Source organism: Anabaena sp. FACHB-83 (assembly GCF_014697485.1).
GTDB lineage: Bacteria > Cyanobacteriota > Cyanobacteriia > Cyanobacteriales > Nostocaceae > Nostoc_B.
Map to the genome: position 1 here is coordinate 178192 of NZ_JACJRY010000010.1, position 23532 is coordinate 201723.

23 protein-coding genes are annotated in these 23532 nt (G+C 40.1%); 18 read left to right on the forward strand and 5 right to left on the reverse strand.

The annotated features are described in order from the left end of the window. Positions 1-62: 62 nt before the first annotated feature. The 14 genes from H6G79_RS14720 (at position 63) to H6G79_RS14780 (ending at position 12144) form a co-directional block, all read left to right on the forward strand. Positions 63-1295, forward strand: a complete 1233-nt coding sequence (locus tag H6G79_RS14720; RefSeq protein ID WP_190589577.1) for an acyl-CoA dehydrogenase family protein — start codon at positions 63-65, stop codon at positions 1293-1295. A 155-nt stretch (positions 1296-1450) separates the two neighbouring features. Continuing rightward, positions 1451-1672: a hypothetical protein gene (locus tag H6G79_RS14725; protein WP_190589576.1), complete on the forward strand. Its 222-nt coding sequence runs from the start codon at positions 1451-1453 to the stop codon at positions 1670-1672. Between the two features lie 380 nt (positions 1673-2052). Beyond that, a complete protein-coding gene (locus tag H6G79_RS14730) occupies positions 2053-3495 on the forward strand; it encodes an NAD(P)-binding domain-containing protein (RefSeq protein WP_190589575.1) in 1443 nt (480 codons plus the stop codon). A gap of 39 nt (positions 3496-3534) precedes the next feature. After that, positions 3535-4401 (forward strand): CmcJ/NvfI family oxidoreductase, encoded by an 867-nt coding sequence (locus tag H6G79_RS14735; protein ID WP_190589574.1) that lies wholly within the window; start codon positions 3535-3537, stop codon positions 4399-4401. A gap of 64 nt (positions 4402-4465) precedes the next feature. Then, positions 4466-5434 carry a TauD/TfdA family dioxygenase gene (locus tag H6G79_RS14740; protein WP_190589573.1) on the forward strand — a complete coding sequence of 323 codons (969 nt, stop codon included), beginning with the start codon at positions 4466-4468 and terminating at the stop codon, positions 5432-5434. 273 nt (positions 5435-5707) lie between these two features. Continuing rightward, positions 5708-6352, forward strand: a complete 645-nt coding sequence (locus tag H6G79_RS14745) for an HAD family phosphatase (RefSeq protein WP_190589572.1) — start codon at positions 5708-5710, stop codon at positions 6350-6352. Positions 6353-6372: 20 nt separating this feature from the next. Next, the gene (locus H6G79_RS14750) at positions 6373-6720 is read left to right on the forward strand and encodes an inorganic pyrophosphatase (protein ID WP_190589571.1); all 348 of its coding nucleotides are present in this window, start codon (positions 6373-6375) and stop codon (positions 6718-6720) included. Between the two features lie 369 nt (positions 6721-7089). Beyond that, positions 7090-8028: an ABC transporter substrate-binding protein gene (locus H6G79_RS14755; protein WP_190589570.1), complete on the forward strand. Its 939-nt coding sequence runs from the start codon at positions 7090-7092 to the stop codon at positions 8026-8028. Positions 8029-8132: 104 nt separating this feature from the next. After that, positions 8133-9158 carry an ABC transporter substrate-binding protein gene (locus tag H6G79_RS14760; RefSeq protein WP_190589569.1) on the forward strand — a complete coding sequence of 342 codons (1026 nt, stop codon included), beginning with the start codon at positions 8133-8135 and terminating at the stop codon, positions 9156-9158. 96 nt (positions 9159-9254) lie between these two features. Continuing rightward, entirely contained in the window at positions 9255-10049 is a 795-nt protein-coding gene (locus H6G79_RS14765; protein WP_190589568.1) for an ABC transporter ATP-binding protein, read from the forward strand. A gap of 9 nt (positions 10050-10058) precedes the next feature. Beyond that, positions 10059-10943, forward strand: a complete 885-nt coding sequence (locus H6G79_RS14770; RefSeq protein ID WP_190589567.1) for an ABC transporter permease — start codon at positions 10059-10061, stop codon at positions 10941-10943. Positions 10944-10980: 37 nt separating this feature from the next. Next, complete coding sequence (locus H6G79_RS14775) at positions 10981-11433, forward strand: aminotransferase class I/II-fold pyridoxal phosphate-dependent enzyme (protein WP_313933916.1); 453 nt, start codon at positions 10981-10983, stop codon at positions 11431-11433. 14 nt (positions 11434-11447) lie between these two features. After that, positions 11448-11591, forward strand: a complete 144-nt coding sequence (locus H6G79_RS36770) for a hypothetical protein (RefSeq protein ID WP_242048363.1) — start codon at positions 11448-11450, stop codon at positions 11589-11591. Between the two features lie 277 nt (positions 11592-11868). Next, positions 11869-12144 (forward strand): hypothetical protein, encoded by a 276-nt coding sequence (locus H6G79_RS14780; RefSeq protein WP_190589566.1) that lies wholly within the window; start codon positions 11869-11871, stop codon positions 12142-12144. Between the two features lie 92 nt (positions 12145-12236). Here the strand turns inward: H6G79_RS14780 and H6G79_RS14785 are convergent, their stop codons facing one another. Next, positions 12237-14180, reverse strand: a complete 1944-nt coding sequence (locus H6G79_RS14785; RefSeq protein WP_190589565.1) for an FG-GAP-like repeat-containing protein — start codon at positions 14178-14180, stop codon at positions 12237-12239. A 526-nt stretch (positions 14181-14706) separates the two neighbouring features. On the opposite strand from H6G79_RS14785, the gene H6G79_RS14790 reads away from it, so the two are divergent. Beyond that, entirely contained in the window at positions 14707-17895 is a 3189-nt protein-coding gene (locus H6G79_RS14790) for a TIGR03032 family protein (RefSeq protein ID WP_190589564.1), read from the forward strand. Between the two features lie 484 nt (positions 17896-18379). Here H6G79_RS14790 and H6G79_RS14795 read toward each other — a convergent pair whose 3' ends face one another. After that, the gene (locus H6G79_RS14795; RefSeq protein ID WP_190589563.1) at positions 18380-18823 is read right to left on the reverse strand and encodes a hypothetical protein; all 444 of its coding nucleotides are present in this window, start codon (positions 18821-18823) and stop codon (positions 18380-18382) included. Between the two features lie 236 nt (positions 18824-19059). Here H6G79_RS14795 and H6G79_RS14800 point away from each other — a divergent pair, with 236 nt between their 5' ends. Beyond that, entirely contained in the window at positions 19060-20433 is a 1374-nt protein-coding gene (locus H6G79_RS14800; protein WP_190589562.1) for a DUF2252 domain-containing protein, read from the forward strand. Positions 20434-20513: 80 nt separating this feature from the next. On the opposite strand, the gene H6G79_RS14805 is transcribed toward H6G79_RS14800, so the two are convergent. Both H6G79_RS14805 and H6G79_RS14810 read right to left on the reverse strand, forming a co-directional pair. Continuing rightward, positions 20514-20705, reverse strand: a complete 192-nt coding sequence (locus H6G79_RS14805; RefSeq protein WP_190589561.1) for a hypothetical protein — start codon at positions 20703-20705, stop codon at positions 20514-20516. Beyond that, positions 20698-20994 carry a helix-turn-helix domain-containing protein gene (locus H6G79_RS14810; RefSeq protein ID WP_396019801.1) on the reverse strand — a complete coding sequence of 99 codons (297 nt, stop codon included), beginning with the start codon at positions 20992-20994 and terminating at the stop codon, positions 20698-20700. The genes H6G79_RS14805 and H6G79_RS14810 overlap by 8 nt, the downstream gene beginning before the upstream one ends. Before the next feature lie 160 nt (positions 20995-21154). Here H6G79_RS14810 and H6G79_RS14815 point away from each other — a divergent pair, with 160 nt between their 5' ends. Continuing rightward, a complete protein-coding gene (locus tag H6G79_RS14815) occupies positions 21155-21583 on the forward strand; it encodes a hypothetical protein (protein ID WP_190589560.1) in 429 nt (142 codons plus the stop codon). Between the two features lie 68 nt (positions 21584-21651). Here H6G79_RS14815 and H6G79_RS14820 read toward each other — a convergent pair whose 3' ends face one another. Beyond that, entirely contained in the window at positions 21652-22860 is a 1209-nt protein-coding gene (locus H6G79_RS14820) for a NupC/NupG family nucleoside CNT transporter (protein WP_190589559.1), read from the reverse strand. A 230-nt stretch (positions 22861-23090) separates the two neighbouring features. Between H6G79_RS14820 and H6G79_RS14825 the strand changes: the two genes are divergently transcribed. Continuing rightward, complete coding sequence (locus H6G79_RS14825; RefSeq protein WP_190589558.1) at positions 23091-23363, forward strand: peptidase; 273 nt, start codon at positions 23091-23093, stop codon at positions 23361-23363. Positions 23364-23532 lie beyond the last annotated feature (169 nt).

A 23532-nucleotide genomic window follows, 5' to 3' on the forward strand; every position in this document is an offset into this window, starting at 1 on the left:
CCCTTGAACCCTAACGCCCCTACACCCTAACCCCCTTACACCCCCAATTCAGGATTAGCTAAATGTCCAAACCACCTGTTTTAGAAGCAGCTACCACAACAGCAAAATTCTTACCCAATCTGTTTGAACTTGTGGATTCTCTGGCTGCTGATTTTGCCACTCGTGCCGCTATCCATGACAGTGATAGTTCTTTTCCCTTTGAAAACTTTGATGCCCTGCACAAAGCTAGATTATTAAGTCTGACTGTACCCGTAGAGTTTGGCGGGTTAGCGGTGGGATACACTACAGCCTGTCGGGTGATTGAAAAGATAGCTAGTGGAGATGCTTCTACTGCTTTAGTGCTAACAATGCACTACTTACAACACGCTAACGCCGCCCGACACCGACGTTGGCATCCGGTTGTTTATGAAAGATTGTGTCGAGAGTCTGTGCAAGATATTGCGTTACTCAATGCTGCCCGTGTGGAACCGGAATTAGGCACACCAGCCAGAGGCGGATTACCAGCCACCATCGCTAAACGGACATCTGATGGTTGGTTAATCACTGGTCACAAACAATACACTACAGGCAGTCCGATTTTGCGTTACTTCGTAGTGTGGGCGCGAACAGAAGATGAAGAACCGCAAATAGGGAGTTTTTTGGTTCCGCGACATCTTCCAGGGATCAAGATTGTGGAAACTTGGGATCACTTGGGGATGAGGGCAACGGGCAGTCACGATTTGATTTTAGAAGATGTTGGCATTCCTTCAGAATATGCCTTGGATGTGCGTCCTTTAAAAGCTTGGTCACAACCCGACCCCTTAATGCTGGCTGCTGGCAGTTTATTGTTGAGTGCTTTGTATCAAGGTGTAGCAACAGCCGCCAGAGATTGGTTAGTGGAATATTTGAATGAGCGATCGCCTACTAATTTAGGCGCAAGTCTCGCAACTTTACCCCGCTTTCAAGTAGCTGTTGGTGAAATTGAAGCCTTACTTTATGCTAACCAGCGATTAATTTATGGTCTAGCAACAGATATTGATAAAGGTGAACCAGATCCGAAGGTAAATTTACAAGCACAAACAGTTAAATATTTAGTCACCAATAATGCAATTAAAGCCGTAGAAACTGGTTTACAACTAATCGGAAATCCGGGTTTATCGAAAAAAAATCCCCTGGAAAGACATTATCGAGATGTGCTGTGTAGTCGGATTCATACGCCACAAAATGATGTAATTTGTTCCTCTTTGGGTAAGTCAGCTTTAAAGGTGGGAGTAGGGAATGGGGAGTTGGGAGTAGTAAAGCAGAAATCAAAATAAATAGGGAGTAGGGAATGGGGAGTTGGGAGTAGTAAAGCAGAAATCAAAATAAATAAGGAGTAGGGAATGGGGAGTGGGGAGTAGGAAAGCAGAAATAGGATATGAATCTTATCTAGCAAAGTACAGATTCTCAAAATTTTATTCATGGTGAAAATATGTTTCACGAAATAGAAAGAGAATTATTAGACGGTGAATTTGGAGCAATTAACGAACATTATCCTTTAGCAGAACGGGAAGGATATAAAAGCCGTGATATTTGGGAATTACCACCACAAATATCTCCTGATGCTCAATGTTTTCCTCCACCAAAACCCAAGAAATTGGGATTTTTTAGTAAGCTAAAAGGCCTTTCTTTTACTTGGTTTCATGAACCATAAGCTGTTTGCAAAACTTAATATTAGATAAACTAATTATTAGGGTCACAAAGATTGTGATCGTCAGTACATATTTTTGGTATCAACAGATGTAAGCTGTATCTGCTGAGTAAATTACTACAAAAATTTGTGGTCAATCACTCACAACACGAAATCCTTGGGACTTATCTCACTCTTGGCGCAGTAATTAGTAAATTAGGACTTACGCAAGAACTCTCTTAAACTCTCATTCCTCCATGACCTCCCGAAGTTTGCTCGTAAGTCCTATAAATGTCTGCAACTAACTTTGGTTGTAATAAAACATTATCTTGGCATCAGACAAACGATTATTTTTCTTCCAGTACGAATCTCGCTTAAACCTCGTTTCATCCTGAAAGACCGATATGACAACAACGACTGACGCTGATTTTGCCGCACGCGAAGCGTTGCGCCTCATCGGCCCCGATCCCGAAAACTGGATACCTGATCATCCAGAGATTGACCACAATGTCACCATAGTAGGTGGTAGTGGCAGTGGTAGCACTTTTGCATTTGCGCTGCGACGTGCAGGTATTGGCCGCGTGACAATTATCGATGCAGCTGAAAACGAAGCTAATGCAGGCGTATGGCTGACACGAGCGCGGATGAAAAAGCTACGCACACCGAAAAATCTCCCAGGGCCAGAACTGGGAATCCCCGAACTGTCGTTTCAGGCTTGGTACGAGGCGCGACACGGATCTGAAGCATACGCCGCTATTGACCGCATTCCCAGAGTATTATGGGCAGAGTATCTTAGTTGGTATCGGCATTTCTTAGACATTCCAGTTCGGTATCAGACAAAGTTGGTGCGAGTTGAACCCGCCGCAGGTTTCTTTCGCCTACATCTGGAAGTGAATGGTGTCACACAGGTAGAAACCACACGTAAGATTATCTTTGCTAATGGTGTAGCTGGTACTGGTGGGGCAAACATCCCCTCTGTATTAACATCTCTGCCACGCAATTTATATGCACATACCTCGGAAGAAATTGACTTTGAGGCGTTGCGTGGTAAGAAGGTAGCTGTTTTGGGTGCGGCGGCTTCGGCTTTTGATGCGGCTGGTGTGGCACTAGAATCAGGTGCAAAGGAAGTGCATTTATTTGCACGCCGATCGCAAATTGCATCTTTGCCTGTGATTCGTGTGCGGGGTTATCCTGGAGCTTACAATAACTATTGGCAATTACCTGATGCAGCGCGGTGGTTCCAAGCTTGGCGGTTTAATCAAGTTGGCTCAACACCACCACCGGATGCGATTGAGCGAGTCACAGCCTTTGCTAATTTCCATCTGCATTTATCTGCACCGTGGAAAGAAGTGAATGCTCAAGACGATCGCATTGTGGCGCAAGTGAATGATGATGTGTTTGAGTTCGATTTTGCGATCGCGGGGACTGGCTACTTTGTCGATCCCACCAGACGGCCAGAACTAGCTGATTTTGCTCATCATATTGCCCTGTGGCGCGATCGCTACGAACCGCCAGCCGACCAACGCAACGAGCAACTTAGCACCTATCCTTACCTTGGTTCTGCTCATGAATATCTAGAAAAAGTCCCTGGTACGGCTTCTTATCTCAAAGATATTCATGTGTTTAATCCGGCTGGCTTCGTCAGTTTTGGTCTACCCATCGGCGATGTCCCCAGCATCCGGCGGGATGTGCCAGCAATCGTCTCACGCATTAGCCACGACTTATTCTTTGCTGACTGGTCACTACACGAAGCCCGAATTACCAGTGACAATGTTGCACCAGACTTTGAGCCATCACTGTATGCCAATGCCGTGTGGCAACAGCCAGCTAAGGCGGGAGTCGGCTAAATCTGCGTAGTTTTGATAATTTTCCAATAGGTATAACCTATGAGCTTCAATCATCAAGTTCTAGATAAACCGCTTGCTTATGGTTTGCCATCGGTAGAAGCTAATCTCAGCTATCTCATCCCGATGGCAGAAAAACCTGTCAACTATACTTATGAACCACCACCAGGAGTTCCCCGTACCAACGGCACTTTCCAGACTTATCAACTACCTATTTATAATGCTCGTGCCATCGCGGAAAAAATCTCTTTAGATCAGCAAGGTTTTGCCTTTAACGCCTACAATACCAGCGTCCGCGACTTTTATGATGAAGACGAAATCCGTCAAGTCTATTATCCAGAAGCCGAGCAAATACTCAAAGAACTAACGGGTGCAACTCAAGTGGTGATCTTTGATCACACTTTGCGGAATGCGGCACAATCAAAGCCCGGTGAAAACAATATTAAAGAGCCTGCCAAGCGCGTACACAACGATTTCACCGCCAAATCTGGTTATACCAGGGCTTATAAAGAGTTGGGCGCAAGAGGGATACAAGACATTGGTAGTTTATTACAAAAAAGGTTTGCCATTATCAATGTCTGGCGGGGGATTGCTCAAACAATTCAAGAGTCACCGTTGGCAGTGTGTGATGCTCAAAGTATTGCACAAAGCGACCTTGTAGCCGGAGATTTAGTATACCGCGATCGCATTGGTGAAACCTACGCAGTTACGTATAACCAAGAACACCAATGGTTCTACTTTCCGCAAATGCAAAGAGACGAACTACTGTTTATCAAATGTTTCGATTCTGCGGAAGACGGACGCGCTAGATTTGCGGCTCATACAGCTTTTGAAGATCCTACCAGTCCTTCAGATGCACCACCAAGAGAAAGTATAGAGTTGCGGACATTCGTTTTCTATCCCGATTAGTGGTGCAGCAGATTTCATCAGGGTTGTTTTCTACCTTCTGTTATACAAACTTTGGAGAATAAACATGGGTTACAAACATATTGAAGTTAAACCTACTTCTGGATTCACTGGTGCTGAAATTAATGGAGTGGATCTTTCACGTCCTTTGCAAGATGAGGTAGTTGCCGAAATTCGCAAAGCATTATTGAAGTGGAAAGTCGTATTCTTTCGCAATCAAAACATAGATCATGCTGCCCAAATTGCCTTCACGGCTCGTTTTGGTGAAGTGACCTACGCGCACCCCCACGAAGACGAGCCAATAGAAGGCTTTTCCCAAATCCTACCAATTGACCGTAGTCGCTTTGAGCGTCGCAATGGTCTACGCCGTACCAGCTACGAAAGCCGTTGGCACACCGATGTGACTGCGGTTGTAAATCCTCCTGCGGGTTCAATTTTGCGGGCGGTGAATGTTCCTAGTTTTGGTGGTGACACACAGTGGACTAATCTAGTGGCAGCTTATGAGGGTCTATCAGAACCTATACGGAAGTTAGCTGACGGATTAAAAGCCGAACATCGGTTTAATGCACGCTTACGCTTACCTAGTAACAGCAAATATGCCCAGCGTATTGCCGCTAATCCCCAAGTTTCAATTCACCCAGTAGTGCGCGTTCATCCTGAGACTGGTGAAAAAGCCTTGTTTGTGAACCCTGGCTTTACTTCACACATTCTTGATGTCTTACCACAAGAAAGTGAATTATTGCTTGAGTTATTCTTCAACCAAATCACCAAACCTGCTTACACCACTCGCTTCCGGTGGAACAATGGTGATATTGCCTTTTGGGATAACCGCGCCACCTCACATTTAGCACCCCAAGATTTAGATCATGTAGAAGTAGAGCGCGTACTCTATCGCACTACGATTACAGGTGACATTCCCGTCGGGCCTGATGGCTTTAAATCACAAATAGTTGAAGGTGAGCCATTAACTAGTGATTTACCAACAGTCCTAAAGCAAAAATCTGAGAAAGTATTAGCAGAATCAGCACTCAATTAAGCCAGGATTTACGCACAAAGATTATCTGTGGAGATTGGGTGTAAGGGTGTAAAGGTTTGGGGTGTAAGGATTTTGAATAAGTACACCCTATACCCATGAACCCCTACACCCTTGATTTTTCGTTTTGATGCGTAAATCCTATAAACTAAATGCAATTCAGCAGTAAATTATAGAGAGACGTTATATACAACGTCTCTCTATAATTTATGGAGAGCAGTTTCAGCTTAAATTGGTATTATGTCATTGGACAAAAATCAAAATTTTGACTAATTCATGGACAGATTCAATTTAATTATTTTTGATTGTGATGGTGTGCTGATTGACAGTGAACGAGTTGCCAATCAAATTTTGTTAGAAATGCTGACAGAAATAGAACTCACGCTAACTTTAGACGAGATATTTAAGATTTTTGTGGGCAAATCAATGTCTCAAGCTATCGAGATAATTGCAAATATGCTTGGTAAAGCTCCACCGGATAATTTTAGCCATGAATTTCATCAACGGGTTTTAGAAGCTTTTGACAGCGATTTGCTACCAGTAACAGGAATACATGATGTTTTAAGCAATTTGAATATTCCTTACTGTCTAGCATCAAATAGTAACTATGATTGGATTTATAAAGCTCTAGATGTCACAAAATTATCATCATATTTTGTAGGAAAAATATTTAGTGCTGAAGATGTTCAACGCAGTAAACCTTATCCTGATGTATTCTTACATGCAGCTAAAAAAATGGGCTTCTTACCCCAGGAATGTGCGGTGATTGAAGATACACCCACTGGCGTAAAAGCAGGAGTTAATGCAGGGATGACTGTGTTTGGTTATGCAGAATTGACGAATCCAGAAACATTACGAGAAGTTGGTGCATCTGTTGTATTTAATGATATGAGATTATTACCAAACCTGTTAAGTCAATAAGATATCTAATGAGCATCGTTATGACGCAAAGCAATGAATTCTGGAAGAAATTAGATCAGTTAGTCGCTACTAGTAATATCAAAATTGAGCGTTCAAAAGGAAGCACACATCCCAAATATGCCTCCTTCATTTACCCTTTGGACTATGGATATTTGGCAGATACTCAAGCTGGGGATGCCTCTAATATTGATGTCTGGATCGGAAGTTTATCTCATAAAAGAGTAACATCTGTTATCTGTAGTGTAGATTTGGAAAAGCGTGATACAGAAATCAAGATACTTTTGGGCTGTACATCAAGTGAAAATCAAGTTATTTTGAATATTCACAATATAGGTAATCAATCAGCAATATTATTAGTCAGAACTTAGTCTCTACCAATTTGATGTGAGTCTAAAATTTCCAATAATAATCATCTATAGAAATTGTAATCTATAGGACTCATATTTGATTTGGGAAAAAAATCAGTACACCCGGATCAGGCTTATTTCTTACTCTCTGCGTATCGCGCTTGCGCTGCGCTTCTCTGCGAGACGCTTTGCGAACGCGCACCACACAACTAGATTCAGTAATCAAACCGTATTCCTATAGTTTTATATACGTATGTTTTTTGATAACTGAAGTTTGACTGCTTCATTAGAATCATCTGCACTACTGTAAATAAATATTTTTAATCTTGACTAAATCCGTGTATTTACCGGAGAATAATTCTTGACCGATAAAAATCAGGAGACAAACCCTTGAGTAACGCAAATTTGGCACTCAAGAAAATTACCACCGAGATTAGTGGCACAGTGTTCTCACTACCTTACTATGTGGCTCGTGATCAAGGTTACTTTGCTGAATTAGGGCTGGAGATTGAGTTTGTCAAACGCAATTATGGCGATCGCCCAGCCAACATCACCCTAATTGATGATCATCGTCAAGTTAGTTCTTTTGGTGGCCCCTCTTTGTTTGAGCAAGGCCAAAGCAGCCTTTACCGCGCCTGTGAATGGGGACAAGTACGCCGCACATACGACAGTTCTCGTGGTGGACAGGTAATTGCTAAACGGGCGGCGATCGCCAGTCAAGCCATTATTGTCCGTCCAGACTCACCCTACAACATCCCCCAAGACCTCGCTAATGTACCGGTGGGTGTGAATTTTCACCACGGTTCCCACTACATCGCCATCCAAACACTTGAAGGCTTCCTTCCCCAAGAAGAGATTAAAGTAGTTCACATTGAAGGCGGTAGTCAACCCAAACAATTCAACCGCTTTCTCGCTTTGCGTGATGGCCTAGTTGATGCAGTGGCGGTGATGGAACCTTGGATTACAGTCGCTGAAAAACTCGGCTACAAGATTATTGCCGAGGCTCACTATGTAGGTCTAGAAATTGCTAGTCCAGAAGTAGATCAAGCCAGCTTTGAAGCCATTAACAAAGCTATCCGTCGTGCGGTGAAGGATTTACAAGAAGACCCCACCCGCTATGTGAAATATCTGATCGATGACGTATCTGAAGAGATTGTTCATCTAGAACCGTCAGACTTCCGTCGCAACCGTTTGCGCTATGCAGACCCAGCACCATACTGCGAGGCGGATTTTCATCGGACTTACAACTGGATGGTGAAATGGGGACTGATTCAACCTGATGCAACCTTCCAGCAAATTGTTGATAACCGAGTTTTGACTGTTGGTTAATTTTTGAAGAAACTGCCCGATAAACGTGGGCTGATCCAAATTTGGCAACCCCACGTTTTTCTGTTGAATAAGTGGTGCTGATTGAATAAACCTTGAATAAGCCAATGCCTACACGTAGAGACTTTTTAAAATATGCTTCTTTAGGAGTAACAACTGCTCTAGCGACACAAGCCTGTAATAATATCACCCAGCCTGGTGCTAATCAAGGAACTATCAGCGTCAAACTGGGGGCGGTAAGCGGAATTAACTCGATTGATGTGTGGATTCCACAAGATTTAGGTTATTTCAATGCGGCTGGTTTAAATGCGGAAGTCATTACCTTTCAAAGTAGTGCAAAGATGCGCGATGCGCTGATTGCAGGGGAAATTGATTTTACAGCCCAAGCACCTTTACACGTCTATCTTTCGCGCCTCAAGGGTGTGCCGTTAAATGTTGTAGCCAATCGTCGTAATTTAGTGGATACTTCCTTAATTGTGCGCTCTGATTTGCAATCTCAAATTAAAAGCGTTGCTGACCTCAAAGGTAAAAAAGTTTCTGCCGGTGAAATTGGGACTTGGAGTTGGGCCGTATTCGTCAAATATCTGCGTCAAAATGGTTTGAGCGATAAAGATGTGGAGTATGTTCAAAGTACCACTGCTTCTACTTATACATTAATTAAATCTCGGCAAGTAGATGCGGCGATCGCAGGTGCGCCAGACTTGCACAAACTCATCAAAGAAGGAGCAGTTTTTCAACTATTAAATGCTTTAGATCCAGAAGTACATAAAAAATACTTTGGTGCTAATGAGGCGATGACTCGTGCTTGGTTGAGCCATGAACGTGTAACTTCCCAAAAATCTGAGGCGGTGAAAAGATTAGTTGAAGTTGCCAATCGGACTTTTACATATATGCACCAAACCCCACCAGAACAAATTTTGCAAGTGGTGGGTAAACGGTTTGATAGCAAAAATTTAGATGCTATTTTGACAGGGTTAAATACAGAACTTAAACGCTCTGTTCCTAAAGATGCTTCTATTAGTCAAGAGGCTTATCTGGCTGATCAAAAAGTATTCTTTGACACCGGAATTATTAAGAAAATGGTTCCTTATACTGAAGGAGTATTTGATAAATTTGCAGGTCGTCGCGCTTAGTAGTTTGTCACACAAACTTTGCATAGTGGCAGACCAGGGAGAAAATTTTTCCTCCAGCAAAGTTGGCTTGATCAAGTATGAGGAATAACCAAAAATATGTCAGTCCCGACAATCAGCACCCACAATCTCAGCATTTCTTACTGGAGTAAGAATAAACGAATTGAAGCATTGCAAAATGTGAGCTTGACTATCAATGCTGGTGAATTTGTCAGCTTAATTGGCCCTAGTGGTTGCGGCAAAAGTACATTATTAAATGTGATTGCGGGATTAATTAATAGTGGTACAGAAGTAAATGGTAGTTTTAATATCAGTGGCATCAAAGAAATTGGTTATTTATTTCAAAAGCAAACTTTGTTACCTTGGCGGACAGTTATAGATAATGTGACCGCGCCTTTAGAAATTCGTAGTGTACCCCGGTATGAAAGAAGAAAAATAGCCTTGGCTATGCTGGAAAAATATGGCTTATCAGGTTTTGAAAATAGTTTTCCGAGGGAATTATCAGGAGGAATGCAGCAGCGTGTATTACTGATTCGGACATTAATTTATCAACCTGATGTCGTATTACTTGATGAGCCTTTGAGTAGTTTAGATGCCCAAACACGCGCTCTTTTACAAGATGAATTCTTACGAGTTTGGCGTGATACGGGATGTACATTTGTGTTGGTAACACATGACCTAGATGAAGCGATCGCATTATCACAGCGTGTATTTTTATTGAGTGCGCGTCCTGGCAAAATTGTCAAGGAATTTCAGATTGACTTACCTCCAGAACGCTCGGCGATCGCCATTCGGACTGACCCCAAATTTCAACAAATCCAGCGTGAGATGTGGTCAGAGTTAACCACGCAAGTATTACAACCAGACCGAGGGATTTCCCTGTTAAAAACTTAATTGCATAATATGAAAACCACCCGCGATCGCAGCTTAACCCTGGGACAATCTGCTCTTGCTTTTAGTAACAATAAATCAAAAAATATCAGTTCTCTTCCTAATCAAATTAGTTGGGAAAAACGCATCATACAACTAGCCATCCAAATCACACCATTGGTTGTCATTTTACTGGTGTGGGAAATCGGCACAGGTGCATTTAATATTTCTCCCTTTATTGAACCAGCACTTGTTGGTAAACCTAGTTTGATTGTGCAGCAGATATGGCAACTACTATCTAGCGGGAGTATATTTCAACATATTTTTGTGACGTTTCAAGAGGCAATGACTGGACTAGTTTTAGCCATGACTGGCGGTGTAAGTCTGGGAATAATTTTAGCATATTCACCATCAGGAGCTAAAATCACCCTTCCTTACGTTCAGATATTTAATTCTTTACCAAGAATTGCTTTAGCGCCATTTTTTATTGTTTGGTTTGGCATTGGATTACTCTCAAAAGTATTATTGGCAGCTTTAGCCGCGTTTTTTCCAATATTTTTTACAACATATCAAGGACTCCAAAGTATTGAACGCGAGTTAGTTTCTGCATTTCAAGTAATGGGGGCAAATCGCTGGCAAATGTTGTATATGGTTGTATTACCTTCAGTGCTGAGTTGGGTAATTGCGGGGATTCGTACTAGTTTAGGTATGGCATTGGTTGGTGCTTTAGTGGCTGAGTATATCGGTTCAACCCAGGGATTGGGTTATTTGTTAATGTCAGCCCAGGGAACTTTAAACGTTGATCAAGCCTGGGCAATATTGGTAGTTTTGGCATTTATTAGCGTTTTACTCGATTGGGGTGTGCGCGTTTTAGAAGCTTATGTTTTACGCTGGCGACCCAATCCCCAAGAACTGTAAAAGTATTGATTAATTCCCCAGTCATAGGAGAAGTTAGGTGAGAGAAATTCAGCGTCAAAAAATCTCTGCGAAAGCGCAACAATTTACAGAATCTGTAATTCGAGAAATGACTCGATTAGCTGTCCAATATGGTGCAGTGAATTTAGCGCAGGGATTTCCTGATTTTTCCTGTCCGTTAGAGTTGAAACAAGCAGCTTATCAAGCAATTGAAGCTGATGTTAATCAATATGCAATTACTTGGGGAGACAAAGCATTTCGAGACGCGATCGCGAGTAAAGTTAGGTGGTATTTAGGTCTAGAAATTAATCCAGAAACACAAATCACTGTCACCTGTGGTTCTACAGAAGCAATGGCAGCTGTGATGTTAGCAACTATTGATCCAGGTGATGAAGTAATATTCCTTATTTTGTACCGCAAGGCGCTTACTATATATTTGCTGAAATTGCCAAATTTGGTTACAAAACAGATATTGAATTTACTAATTATTTAATTAAAGAAATTGGGGTGGCTGTTGTTCCTGGTTCTAGCTTTTTCAGTCAACCAGAAAAAGGCAATTCATTCATCCGCTTTTGTTTTAGTAAAAAAACCGATACCTTGCAATCAGCCGGAGAAAGATTAGTGAAATTGACAGCTAAAATTAACCTCTGATTGCTACAATCAAATATTATTCCAATAAATTAATTTTATGAATTAGACAATTAAACCAAATTGCTGATTTTCAATTCTCTGCATATACTGAATCTACAACACTGAGGATACTGTATATCTTTTGACGTACCCTAGCAAATATCTGCTCTGCGGTAGAGGTAAAATATCTCAAAACCGACTAATGATTTTGCTTTCGGCTCAATAATATTTAGTTATTTTTCGCAATCCCATTTTTGAAGGCTTATTTAACTTTTGATCCAGCAAATATACTGAAAATATGAATAACGCTACTTCTATATCTGATCCGGTTGGTGAAACCACCGATGTCGAAGTTTGGCTGGCTAGGGCTGGTCTAAAATTTACAGATTTAGGTAACAATGCTACAAGTGCAGTTATCCGTAGGCAATGGCGAGAATACCAAGCTGCTGTCTACAAATGCTGTATACTTCTGCACTTACCAGCAGAGGCTGTCCAACTGAGCGATGCTTATGCTCATTTGAGGATACCTTGCATAACAGGAGACAAAAGGCAGGAGTCAGCAGGTAGAGGCTAAAAGTCTTACTAGTAGTTTGCCAAAATTATTTTGACAGGTTGTGGGTGTTTAGCTCCCCGACTTTTTTGAAAAAGTTGGGTAGCTATGACACATTATAAATTTTGCGTCGGAGCAGTTAAATTAATTTTGACAATGACATCGTTGAAATCATTGTCACCACCACCAACCAAATCCTCAAAGCCGAAGGTATTATCACCTAATATCCGCACATGCTGAGTTTTGTCAGAGTTGGCACCTAAAAACGTAAAGAATACCGTTGGGTCATTGCTGGTATTGCTATCTAACAAAGCATCAATACCACCATTAATCACCAAGAATGGTACATAAATGCCACCACCAGTAAAATTAGACTCACTATTACCAGTACTTTGATTACCGACTGATAAACCAATACCTGTCACCCGTTGGTTAATTGCGGCTTGCAGATAACCAGCGTCTCCAACAAGAACATCGGCTGTACCATCACCATTGGTATCAATACCACCGCTTTCATCAACAACTTTATAAAAGCCGACATAGTTGTTGTATGATGCTTCGCGGTAAACGCTAAAAGTGCCAGCAATTAAGCTATCACCGCTATATTCACGCAAATCAATCGCTTCACCTTCTGATTTTCCTTGTAAACCAATGCCGATGGGTAAATCTTCATCGGTTTCTTGGATAGTGATTTGCAAGTCATCAAATACTGAGTTACCACGGGAACCATCTTTCCAACCGATGGAGAAGCCACCTTCACTTGACGAGGTGATTTGTTGGGTGGTGGTGCTGGAGAAGATGATGCTACCTTGGGATTTTAAGTAAAAGCGTAGTTGTGTACCACCTTCAAATTCTAGGATGCGGCTGAGGTTTTCGGGTGCAAAGCCTGTGGGGTTATTGTTTAAAACTGAGAAGATGGTTTTGGCGCGTGCTAGGGCTTTTTCTTGATAACCTGCTGCGCCTGGTAAGATACCTTCGATTTTGCCTTCGTCGTCATCAACGTTGAAGACACCAAGTTCGTTGAGTAAGGCGGTACTGCGTCCTTTGATTTGGATTTTGATTTTGACTTTTGTAAGTTCGCTACCACCGATTTCAAAGATGTCGTCGTTGGGGTTGGTGAAGTTGCCTTGGATGATGGTGTTGTTTAACAGTACTGATATCGTACCATTATCGTTTTGTGTGAAAATATCATCCTTGCCATCGTTGTTAAAGTCTCCTACTTTTAAACGGTATGGATAATCCCCAACAGCTAAATTAGTCACAGTGCCAAAGCTACCACTACCATCACCTAACAGCACAGATACAGTATTGTTATTTGGTTGGGTGCTGACTAAATCTAGGATACCATCGTCGTTGAAGTCTCCTACTGCTACATCACTGACAGCACCTCCAACGCTGTAGTCACTTGCAGTACCGAAGCTTCCTGAGCTATTGCCAAGTTGTACTAAAATTCTGTTCCTATCTGGACTTGCTACATCTAGATAGCCGTCACGGTTGAAGTCTCCTAATGCTGGGTTGCCATAACCTATTTCGGAGTAGGAGAAGGTTCTCAGAGAGCCGAAGCTACCAGAGCCATTACCTAACAGCGTTGATAGGCCGCCACTAGAGCCTGCTGCGGCAATGTCATCTTTGCCATCGTTATTGAAGTCTCCTATTTTTATCGAATAAGCATAATTTCCAACGCTGGAGGTAATGGCAGAGCTAAAGCCACCAGATTTATTGTTGAGTAGCACCGAAATTGTGCTACTGCCTGGGTTGGCGGTTGCTAAATCTAGGTAGCCGTCACCGTTGAAGTCTCCTACTGCTACGTCAATGGGATAATAGGCTGAATTATATCCAAACCCAACGCTGTAGCTTTGGGCACTAGCAAAGTTAAAGCTCCCTGAGCTATTACCTGATGCGACGAATAATGTAGGAAAACCCTCGTTTTCGGTGTCGGGGATTATGTACGCCAAATCTAGGATGTTATCTTTGTTGAAATCTCCAACTACTGTTGAATAAGTAAAGAAACTACGGTTGTCGTAGTTAATGACTGGGGCAAAGGTTACTGATGTTGTCATTGTTTGTTTGTGTGTAGATGTTTACTGAGTAACTAGCTAAAATCTTGGTACATTCCAGAGTTGCGAATGGGTGCGTGAGGTATTTCTGTTGAGTGTTTCAGAACAATGTGGTTTGCTTAACCTTCAGTTAGCTGTATCTTTAATAACTCTTACTTGGGATAGATGTCAAAATAATTCCTAATATAAAAGAATGAATTTTCCTCTGCTGGGAAGATTTCGACAGAGATGAAGCTCAATGATATTTGACTACGTATATTTACGTAGCAACCTTAAATTGATTGTTGTTAGACAGTAATCATACTGATGTTATTTCTCTGTGACTGGAAGGTAAAATCTGCGGTTAGTTATTCAGGTAGGTGTAAAGCTGTTGAATGCCTATCTATAGACATACACTTTTCCTGATTGAATATTTTGACGCTCCACCATAACTTCCTTTTTAAAGGGAATTAATAACTTACAACAACCCTCTTATTATGGGGGTGGATGTAGGTGAGGGATTTCCATCTACCTTCCTAAACTGAAAAATATGATTGTCACACCCGCACTTAAACGCCAAATCGCTCTACAAATTTCTGCTTCCCCTAATTTCGTGAATTGGTTACAATCTCAACAGATTAGCCTTGCGATCACTACACCTCAAAGTTCGCGGTTAATATTGTTGGGTGTGAATCACCAAGGGCAAATTTCGGGATTTGAACGGGTGTTTGAGCAAGCTGCGGGGTTATACATAACTGATGACAGGATTTATCTGGGTACTAAAGGGCAAATTTGGCAGTTAGATAATTCTTTAGTACCGGGGCAAATTTATGATGGCTATGACAAGTTATATATCCCGCGAGTTGGCTATACTACTGGGGATTTAGGAATTCAGGATTTAGCGGTAGAAACAGAAAATAACCGCATTGTATTTGTCAGTAGTTTGTTAAACTGTGTAGCAACAGTGAGCGATCGCTATAGTTGCATTCCCTTATGGAAGCCTCGTTTTATCTCTCATTTGGTGAATGAAAATCGCTGTCAGTTGAATGGTTTAGCGATAGTGAACGGTAAACCCCGCTACGTGACAGCTTATAGCCAATCTGATGTGGCGAATGGTTGGCAGCAGACATGGCAAAATAACGGTTGTGTGGTAGATATTCAGTCTGACGAAGTTGTGGCGACAGGTTTATCTATGCCGCATTCGCCACGATTTTATCAAGATAAGTTGTGGTTGTTGAATGCTGGTACCAGAGAATTTGGCTATATCGATATATATAGTGGAAAATTTCAAGCGGTGACTTTGGGTTTTGGTTGGTTGCGGGGGTTGGCGTTTGTTGGAGATTATGCGATCGTTGGGTTATCTAAAACTAGTCATCATAGTGTCAAGCTAGTCAATAACAACGCTGAAACTGAATGCGGTTTGATGGTAATTGACCTAAAAACTGGTGCAATGGTTCACTGGTTGCGGTTAGAAGGGGAAGTCACTGAAATTTTTGACGTGCAGATATTATCAAAGGTTAACTGCCCTCAAGTTATGGGATTTCTCTGTGATGAAATTCATCAGTTAATTAATCTAGATCCTCTTTCGCCTTTAGTTAAACAAAATCTGCCATCACCTGCAATCAAATTAACTGAAGATAAATCCATCATCCCTATTCCCAATTCCCAATTTCCCACTCACCAATTCTTAGATACATCGCAACCTGAATTAATTTGGCCGACGGCAGAACATTTGTACGCAGAAGCATTAACATTACAAAAACAAGGGAAAATTCTCGAAGCGATCGCGCAATACGAAAAACTCATTGCTCAACATCCTCGCTATGCTCCGGCTTGGTATCAACTAGGAGTAATTAGAGAAAGTCAGAGACAAACTGAGGCAGCTATTTTAGCTTATCAAAAAGCTATAGAAATTAATCCTCATCATGCTCAAGCATATAATAATTTAGGTATTTTGCGAGTAGATGCCCAAGATTTAGATGAGGCAATTAAATGTTTGACTGCTGCTATTCAAAGTAAACCAGATTATGCTTTTGCTCATAATAATTTGGGTCTGGTTTTGCAAATGCAAAGTAAATTACCCCAAGCAGCAACGAAGTTTCGGGAAGCTTTGCAGATAAATCCCGAATATGCTGAGGCTTATTTAAATCTAGGGATTGTCTTAGAATCACAAAATAATTTAGAAGGTGCGATTGCTTGTTTTCGTTCCGCAATTCAATCTAAACCAAATTATATTAAAGCTCTCAACCGTCTTGGGATAATGCTAACAATGTTAGCTATGTTCGGCAAAGGCGAGGTTAACGAACCTAAGCGGATATTTGAGCGAATTTTAGAAATGCAGCCCGGTTCGGCTGAGGCGTTTACTAATTTATTTTATCTCAAAGAGATGACTTGCGACTGGCGATCGCGTCAGACAGATTTAACTAAGCTTTGGGAACAAACTATTCAAGAATTAGCAACTGGTAAGCAAACAACCCTTAATCCATTCAATTCATTAAACAAGCCTTGGGATAGAAAGTTATTTTTGCAAGTAGCTAAGACTTATGGCAGTTCCATATCTCAAAAATGGGAACAATTACGGCAAAGTTTAAATTTTCAACATTCACGCTCTTTGAAAGGTAGATTACGCATTGGCTATTTATCCAATGATTTTCGCGCCCATGCTACTAGCCACTTAATGAAGAATTTATTCCGTTTACACAATAAAGCAGATTTTGAAATTTTCACTTACTCTTGTGGTGAAGATGATAATAGTAAATATCGTCAGTATATTGCAAATTATAGCGAACACTTTCAAGATATTGCAGATTTATCTATTGAAGAAAGTGCCGAACTTATTTTTAATGATGGAATTCATATTTTAGTTGATATTAATGCTTATACATTTGGTTCCCGCAGCCAAATTCTTGCTTTGCGTCCAGCACCCATTCAAGTCAACTATTTGGCTTTTCCTGGAACAATGGGTAGTGATTTTGTAGACTATATTATTGGCGATGCAGTAGTTACTCCACCAGAATTTGCTAATACATTTAGTGAGAAAATTGTTACTTTACCACACAGTTACCAAGTCAACGATTACCAACAGGTAATATCGGATCATCCTGTCACCCGTTCGCAATACGGTTTACCAGAATCAGGTTTTGTTTTTTGCTGCTTTAATAATCACTACAAAATTGAACCAACAATCTTCGATGTTTGGATGAGAATTTTAGCGGCTATACCAGGAAGTGTTTTGTGGTTAATTGCTCGCTCTGCTGTTAATGAAGCTAATTTGCGCCGAGAAGCCGAATCCAGAGGAATAAATGGCGATCGCTTAATTTTTGCCCCACCCGAAGCCAAGGCTAAACACTTAGCTAGGCATAAATTAGCAGATTTATTTTTAGATACTTTATACTGCAATGCTCACACAACTGCGAGTGATGCTTTATGGGCTGGATTGCCAGTAATTACCTGTCCTGGGGAAACTTTTCCTTCGCGTGTAGGCGCTAGTTTGTTAATGGCAATTGGTTTACCTGAGTTGATAACTAACAGTTTAGAGACTTATGAACAGTTAGCAATTAATTTAGCTAAATCTCCTGAAAAATTACAACAAATTAACCAGAAATTAGCCCAAAATCTTACCACATATCCACTGTTTGATACTCCGCTTTATACTCGCAATTTAGAGCAAGCTTACCTGAGAATGTGGGAGATTTACGCATCTGGTCAACCAGCAAAAGCGATAACAATTAATAGGTAATTAGCCCTGGCTGAATCGAAGTTCGTTAGGGGTAATATCGTGTCCGGTAAAAGACTTATCATAACAACCGCAGGGGGCAGGAGGAGAAAGAGTTTTGTCTTTCTGCACAGATGTGTTGAATCATAACTGATTTACCGGATATGATTAGGACTTACGCACAAAGATTATCTGTGGAGATTGGGTGTCAGGGTGAAAGGGTTTGGGGTGTATGGATTTTGAATCAGTACACCCCTATACCCCTGAACCCCCACCCTCGCCAAAACCCTTGATTTTTTGTTTTGATGCGTAAGTCCTAATGATATTAGATTAATCAATTGGTGATGGTTATCAAAGCAATAAATTTGTTTTTATTGAGAATGAGCAACTAAATAAATCAGTATAGCAATAGTGAGTGTATACACTGGCAACTATGAAGAATTAAATATCAAGTAAACTTACTCAGGTGATCACGCAGAGACACTGAAGCACAGAGCAAGATAAATACTTATTTAGTATGTGGTTTTAACAACACTATCGATAATACTTGATAACCTTCACCTTGAGGTAGACATTCACCATCAGCATCTAAAGGACAAGCAGCTTCAGTAACTTTTGGGCGAGTCCCTAGAACATATTTGGCTGTAATTTCTACTTGTTGATTATGTAATGATTGCAATGTGTTGTGAGATACTTGCTCTGATGGACGCAAGACTAATTTAGTATGGTTTGATGTATTGGTAATCAGAAAAAATTCCTCGCCTAAATAAGCGCGAACCGACATGACCGGCGGAATTTCTTCGTAAACCAATTTTCCTCGGAATGTAGATATTTGCGATTGATTCACCACTCTATTTATTTCCTGGCTTGGGTTATCTTTTACTTGAATTTTCTGTGTGTCTACAATTCCCATTGTTTGACCTAACACTAAACTTAGTTGTAGTAAATCCATAGATTACTTTGTATGTTTTTCTATAAAATTACTAATTTTATTTCAGTAATCAGGTTACTGCTGTGATAGAACTCACAAGTTCTAAAAAGAATGAATATACAAGTATAAATCAGGATGTACTTTCATAAGTAATACTTGCATTTCAAACAATAGGTTAAGAACTGATTATTGGATAATAGTAAGACTTTAAGGTAATCTAGCTAATATAAATTGATTTACAAGTCTCAGGCAAGTTTATGTTTAAAGTAATACAGACAATTGTCGTTTTGGTAATTGTAACTTTAGGGTTTGCATCTACGGCTAATGCGGCAAATCCTCGTCAAAGTTGGTTAGAAACTGAAATCTACCAATACAACCATCAATTTGCAACTCAACTACCTCAAGAATTAGCCACAAAAATGCAGAAAATGTCGGCTAGTCCTTTCGCCTTTTATCGCGGAACTGCTCATATCTTTTATCGTGATATGCAGACATTACCTAGTTCAGCATTTGTTAATTCTTCCACCTCAGCTATTTGGTTAGAAGGTGATATGCACATGCAGAATCTTGGGGGAATGAGAGATAGCAATGATAACAATGTTTTTGATACTACCGATTTTGATGAAGGCTATCTTGGCCCCTACGTTTGGGACTTACGACGTATGGCGGTTTCGATTCTTTTAGCAGCTAAAGAAAATGGCCTTAGTTCTGCTGATTATCAGGATGTTGTACGGAATTTTCTAGATAATTATCTCAACAAAATGAGCGACTTTAAGGGAACTAATGATGAATTATCTTACCGTTTAGACTCTGGTAATACAAACGGCGTTGTGAAAGATTTAATTCAACAGGCTGCGAGTAAAAGTCGCTCTAGTTTATTAAACAAGTATACGCTGATAAATAGCAGTGGTAATCGCGTTTTTCAGACAACATCTGAACTGCAAACTTTATCTAGCAGCACCTATTCTAGTATTAGTGCTGCGATGAGTAGTTATGTAGCTTCTATTCCTAGCAGTAAGCGATACAGCAATAGTTATTACAATCTCAAAGATATTCGGTTAAAATTAGGCTCAGGAACTGGTAGTCTTGGTAGATATAGATATTACTTGTTAATTGAAGGCCCTAGTTCTGAAACGGATGACGATCGCATTTTAGAAATGAAGCAAGAAACCAGCAGTGCAGTAGCAATTGCGGTTCCAGGTTTATTACCAAGTTCTGTATATAGTAGTCATGAAGGCGCAAGGGTAACAATTGCCGCAAAAGCAATGTTGGCTAACACTGATCCTTTAGTGGGCTATACTACTGTAAACAATCTCTTCTTTATGCTGCATGAAAAGTCGCCTTACCAGGTAGACTTTGACTATACCTTGCTTACCACCAAAACAAAATTCATGGATGCGATGGGATATGCAGGGAAAATTGTAGCTAAAAACCATGCTATTTCTGATAAGGATTATAATGATGCGATCGTTCCCCATAGCGTGGATAAAGAAGTAACTGATATTGTCATTGGTAACAAAGCTGCATTTAAAAACGAAATTGTCAACTTTGCTGTAGACTATGCAACTCAAGTTGAATATGACTATGCAAGTTTTTTAAATGCTTTAAACCAAGGAGTAACACTTTACTAAGCATTTTGTTTTAGTTTCTCTCAATTTGCAAAACTACAAGATATCACCCTCCCAAATTACAGGAGGGTGATTTTTATAACTTAAACTTTGCGGTCTAAATATTTCTCGATAATCTTTTTGGCCTTGCTTGCATCTTTCTCAAGCACAAATTCATAGAGTGCTGTATACCCTTGCATTTGCAAGAAACTGATAAAATCATCAAAAAAAGGTTTGTTTAAGTTAGCAACTATTACTAATTCCTTAAGGCGTATATTCTGTGGAATGCTATTCATCAAAAAACTCTCTCGGTGAAATACACAAAGCATCCGCAATTTTCTTAATATTTAGAAGGCTAACGTTCCTTTCCCCACGCTCAACACCTCCGATATAGCTTCTATCTAAGCCACATAAGTGTGCCAAGTCTTCTTGGGAAAGTTTACGAATACTTCGTAGGTAACGGAGACGTTCACCAAATTGTTTTCTAATATCTTTTTCGTTAGATGCTGTCATAGTCATCATTAAAAATGAAATGATGCTTTTAAGTCCACGGACTTTAAGTACTAATTGGGTAGTAAGAAGCATTACAGACTGTGATGTGTGCGATCGCTACCTTTGCCCCAATTGCTAAAATAGAACAGCAACAAATAGTCTAAGTATCCCAACAGTGCGAAGATATCAATTCTTTTATTTAATATTTTTTCTTACCTTAGCTGCTATTGTTAGCTTTTGTTTATTCACTGATATGTCACCGTTGGTTAGTTGCGATAAGTGGAAATATTCTTATAATGCCCCACCAGAGAAATATTACGCCCATCCTGTAGATTTGGTAGTCACACCTTGGTATGGACAACATAATGTTTATGGGACATTTATTATTCCCAATGGTTATAAAAATGATGGTTTTTTTACTCTCACATTACCAGGAGATAAAACTTACTGCGGACAACTGTTAAATGTGAGTGGTTTTGTCATTCCTGGAATTTACCCAAAACCCAAAGAGCGCGTTCTTAGAGGATATTTAAATACTCGTATTGCGCTTTGGTTGATTTTGCAGGGACATATTAACGATTTAAAACAGCCAAACAATTGGAAACTAGGTTATTTCGAGAGCAAAAAAGTTAATAAAAATAGAGATAATGTTTATCACCATAGTAATACAAAATTGATATAAATAAGCATAGATTTATAACTTATTTTTTGTCTTTTTACTTTTTACTTTTGCCTTATGTCAGTCATTTTTCAAACTAATACTCCCGCAATACAAGCAGTAATAAAACCTGCTAATAATCCTCCAATCATTGTCCTCACGCCCAAGCGAGCTAAGTCATGTTGGCGGTGAGGAGCCATACCTGTAAGTCCACCAATTGTAATGCCTATTGAGCCAATATTGGCAAAGTTGCATAATGCGTAAGTCGCAATAATTACGGCACGTTGAGAAATTTTTCCGTCTTGAATTAGCTGTTTTAAATCTAAGAAAGCAATAAATTCATTTAAAATTGTTTTTGTTCCTAATAGCGCCCCGACTTGTTGACAATCCTTCCACGGTACACCCATCAACCATGCAATAGGAGCCATCACAAAAGATAATATCAACTGTAAGGATAATTGCGGCAAATTGACAAGCGAACCAAACCAACCCAGTAAAGCATTTAAAGCCGCAAGTAATCCTAAAAAAGCAATAATCATTACCCCTACATTCACAGCTAATTTTACGCCATCAATAGCGCCTGTTGTAGCTGCATCAATGACGTTAACATAGTTAGTTTCGACATCAATTTTGGCTTGTCCTGCTGTTTGAGAAACTTCGGTTTCCGGGTACATTAATTTCGATACAACTAATGATGTAGGCGCAGTCATAAAAAAAGCTGCTATTAAATGTTCTGCGGGAATACCAAAGGAAAGATACGCGCCTAAAACTCCACCAGCAATTGTGGCAAAACCACCTGTCATCACAGCATGGAGTTCGGATAAAGTCATACTGCCTATATATGGTTTAACCATCAGTGCAGCTTCTGTCGGCCCTAAAAAAATATTACCTGCACAAGATAACGATTCTGAACCTGATGTTTTCATCGTTTTAATCATTATCCAGGCAAGTATATTGACGACTCGCTGTAAAATTCCGTAGTAATACAAAACACTAATAAAAGCAGAGAAAAAGATAATAGTTGGCAGTACTTGAAAAGCAAATAAATGGTCTTTAAAATTTTCACCAAAGACAAATTTTGCGCCAACATCAGAAAAAGCTAGAAAATTACTGATAATATCTCCCAAAGATTTAAATATATTTAAACCCCAAGGTGTTTTTAAAATTAGCAACGCAAAAATAAACTCTAATCCCAAACCCCAAGCTACTGTGCGCCAACGAACTGCTTGACGTTCTACAGATAAAGCATAAGAGATGCCAATAAAGACTAATATTCCCAGTATGGAGATAGCGCGTTCCATAATAATTGCCAAAAATGTATAGCTATCATACTCGGCTATCCAGCATACATAAAAATCTAACTTTTTTAACTTTTGTATTTGACTGTCTTGGGATCAAAGGAAAATGCGATCGCTCGTTAATTGAGAGTTAAACTCTATAAAAGTGCAAAGTTAAAAATTTTTAATAAAACTTCGGTATTAAACAATGGCAAAACTGATACCTTAAAACTTACCTTGTTCAAAAACAGTTTATGAATCGCATGTTTCGCCGCTATCATCGTCAGATAGCCATTATTCTGTGCTTGCCTTTATTTTTAACTGTATTAACGGGTATGGGTTATACCATAGCCCATGAATTGTTACACCAAGACGAGATAGGTGAATTCCTTTTAGGCTTGCATACCTTAGAAATCATTCATTTAGAAAAAATTTACCCACTTTTGAACGGCTTAGGGTTAGTTGGCTTGTTGATTACTGGCGTAACTATGACGGGTTTATTCCGCAAACGAGCTTCACAAGAATGATTTTGTGGTTTTGGAGATTAACTTCTCTTCGCTAACTGTACTTGCAGTGTATTTATTAGGGTTTAGAGATGGTTTATCAAGTAAACTTTGGATTTTAGGGTACGTTAAACGCAGATTCCGACCTACTTTATCACAAAATACATCGCCTAACGTACCATCATAATTTGGC

Excerpts from the sequence above, each read along its gene's own strand:
- H6G79_RS14720 (WP_190589577.1), top strand. The coding sequence starts at position 63 with ATGTCCAAACCACCTGTTTTAGAAGCAGCTACCACAACAGCAAAATTC.
- H6G79_RS14725 (WP_190589576.1), top strand. The coding sequence starts at position 1,451 with ATGTTTCACGAAATAGAAAGAGAATTATTAGACGGTGAATTTGGAGCA.
- H6G79_RS14730 (WP_190589575.1), top strand. The coding sequence starts at position 2,053 with ATGACAACAACGACTGACGCTGATTTTGCCGCACGCGAAGCGTTGCGC.
- H6G79_RS14735 (WP_190589574.1), top strand. The coding sequence starts at position 3,535 with ATGAGCTTCAATCATCAAGTTCTAGATAAACCGCTTGCTTATGGTTTG.
- H6G79_RS14740 (WP_190589573.1), top strand. The coding sequence starts at position 4,466 with ATGGGTTACAAACATATTGAAGTTAAACCTACTTCTGGATTCACTGGT.
- H6G79_RS14745 (WP_190589572.1), top strand. The coding sequence starts at position 5,708 with ATGGACAGATTCAATTTAATTATTTTTGATTGTGATGGTGTGCTGATT.
- H6G79_RS14750 (WP_190589571.1), top strand. The coding sequence starts at position 6,373 with ATGACGCAAAGCAATGAATTCTGGAAGAAATTAGATCAGTTAGTCGCT.
- H6G79_RS14760 (WP_190589569.1), top strand. The coding sequence starts at position 8,133 with ATGCCTACACGTAGAGACTTTTTAAAATATGCTTCTTTAGGAGTAACA.
- H6G79_RS14765 (WP_190589568.1), top strand. The coding sequence starts at position 9,255 with ATGTCAGTCCCGACAATCAGCACCCACAATCTCAGCATTTCTTACTGG.
- H6G79_RS14770 (WP_190589567.1), top strand. The coding sequence starts at position 10,059 with ATGAAAACCACCCGCGATCGCAGCTTAACCCTGGGACAATCTGCTCTT.
- H6G79_RS14780 (WP_190589566.1), top strand. The coding sequence starts at position 11,869 with ATGAATAACGCTACTTCTATATCTGATCCGGTTGGTGAAACCACCGAT.
- H6G79_RS14785 (WP_190589565.1), bottom strand. The coding sequence starts at position 14,180 with ATGACAACATCAGTAACCTTTGCCCCAGTCATTAACTACGACAACCGT.
- H6G79_RS14790 (WP_190589564.1), top strand. The coding sequence starts at position 14,707 with ATGATTGTCACACCCGCACTTAAACGCCAAATCGCTCTACAAATTTCT.
- H6G79_RS14795 (WP_190589563.1), bottom strand. The coding sequence starts at position 18,823 with ATGGATTTACTACAACTAAGTTTAGTGTTAGGTCAAACAATGGGAATT.
- H6G79_RS14800 (WP_190589562.1), top strand. The coding sequence starts at position 19,060 with ATGTTTAAAGTAATACAGACAATTGTCGTTTTGGTAATTGTAACTTTA.
- H6G79_RS14805 (WP_190589561.1), bottom strand. The coding sequence starts at position 20,705 with ATGAATAGCATTCCACAGAATATACGCCTTAAGGAATTAGTAATAGTT.
- H6G79_RS14810 (WP_396019801.1), bottom strand. The coding sequence starts at position 20,994 with ATGCTTCTTACTACCCAATTAGTACTTAAAGTCCGTGGACTTAAAAGC.
- H6G79_RS14815 (WP_190589560.1), top strand. The coding sequence starts at position 21,155 with ATGTCACCGTTGGTTAGTTGCGATAAGTGGAAATATTCTTATAATGCC.
- H6G79_RS14820 (WP_190589559.1), bottom strand. The coding sequence starts at position 22,860 with ATGGAACGCGCTATCTCCATACTGGGAATATTAGTCTTTATTGGCATC.
- H6G79_RS14825 (WP_190589558.1), top strand. The coding sequence starts at position 23,091 with ATGAATCGCATGTTTCGCCGCTATCATCGTCAGATAGCCATTATTCTG.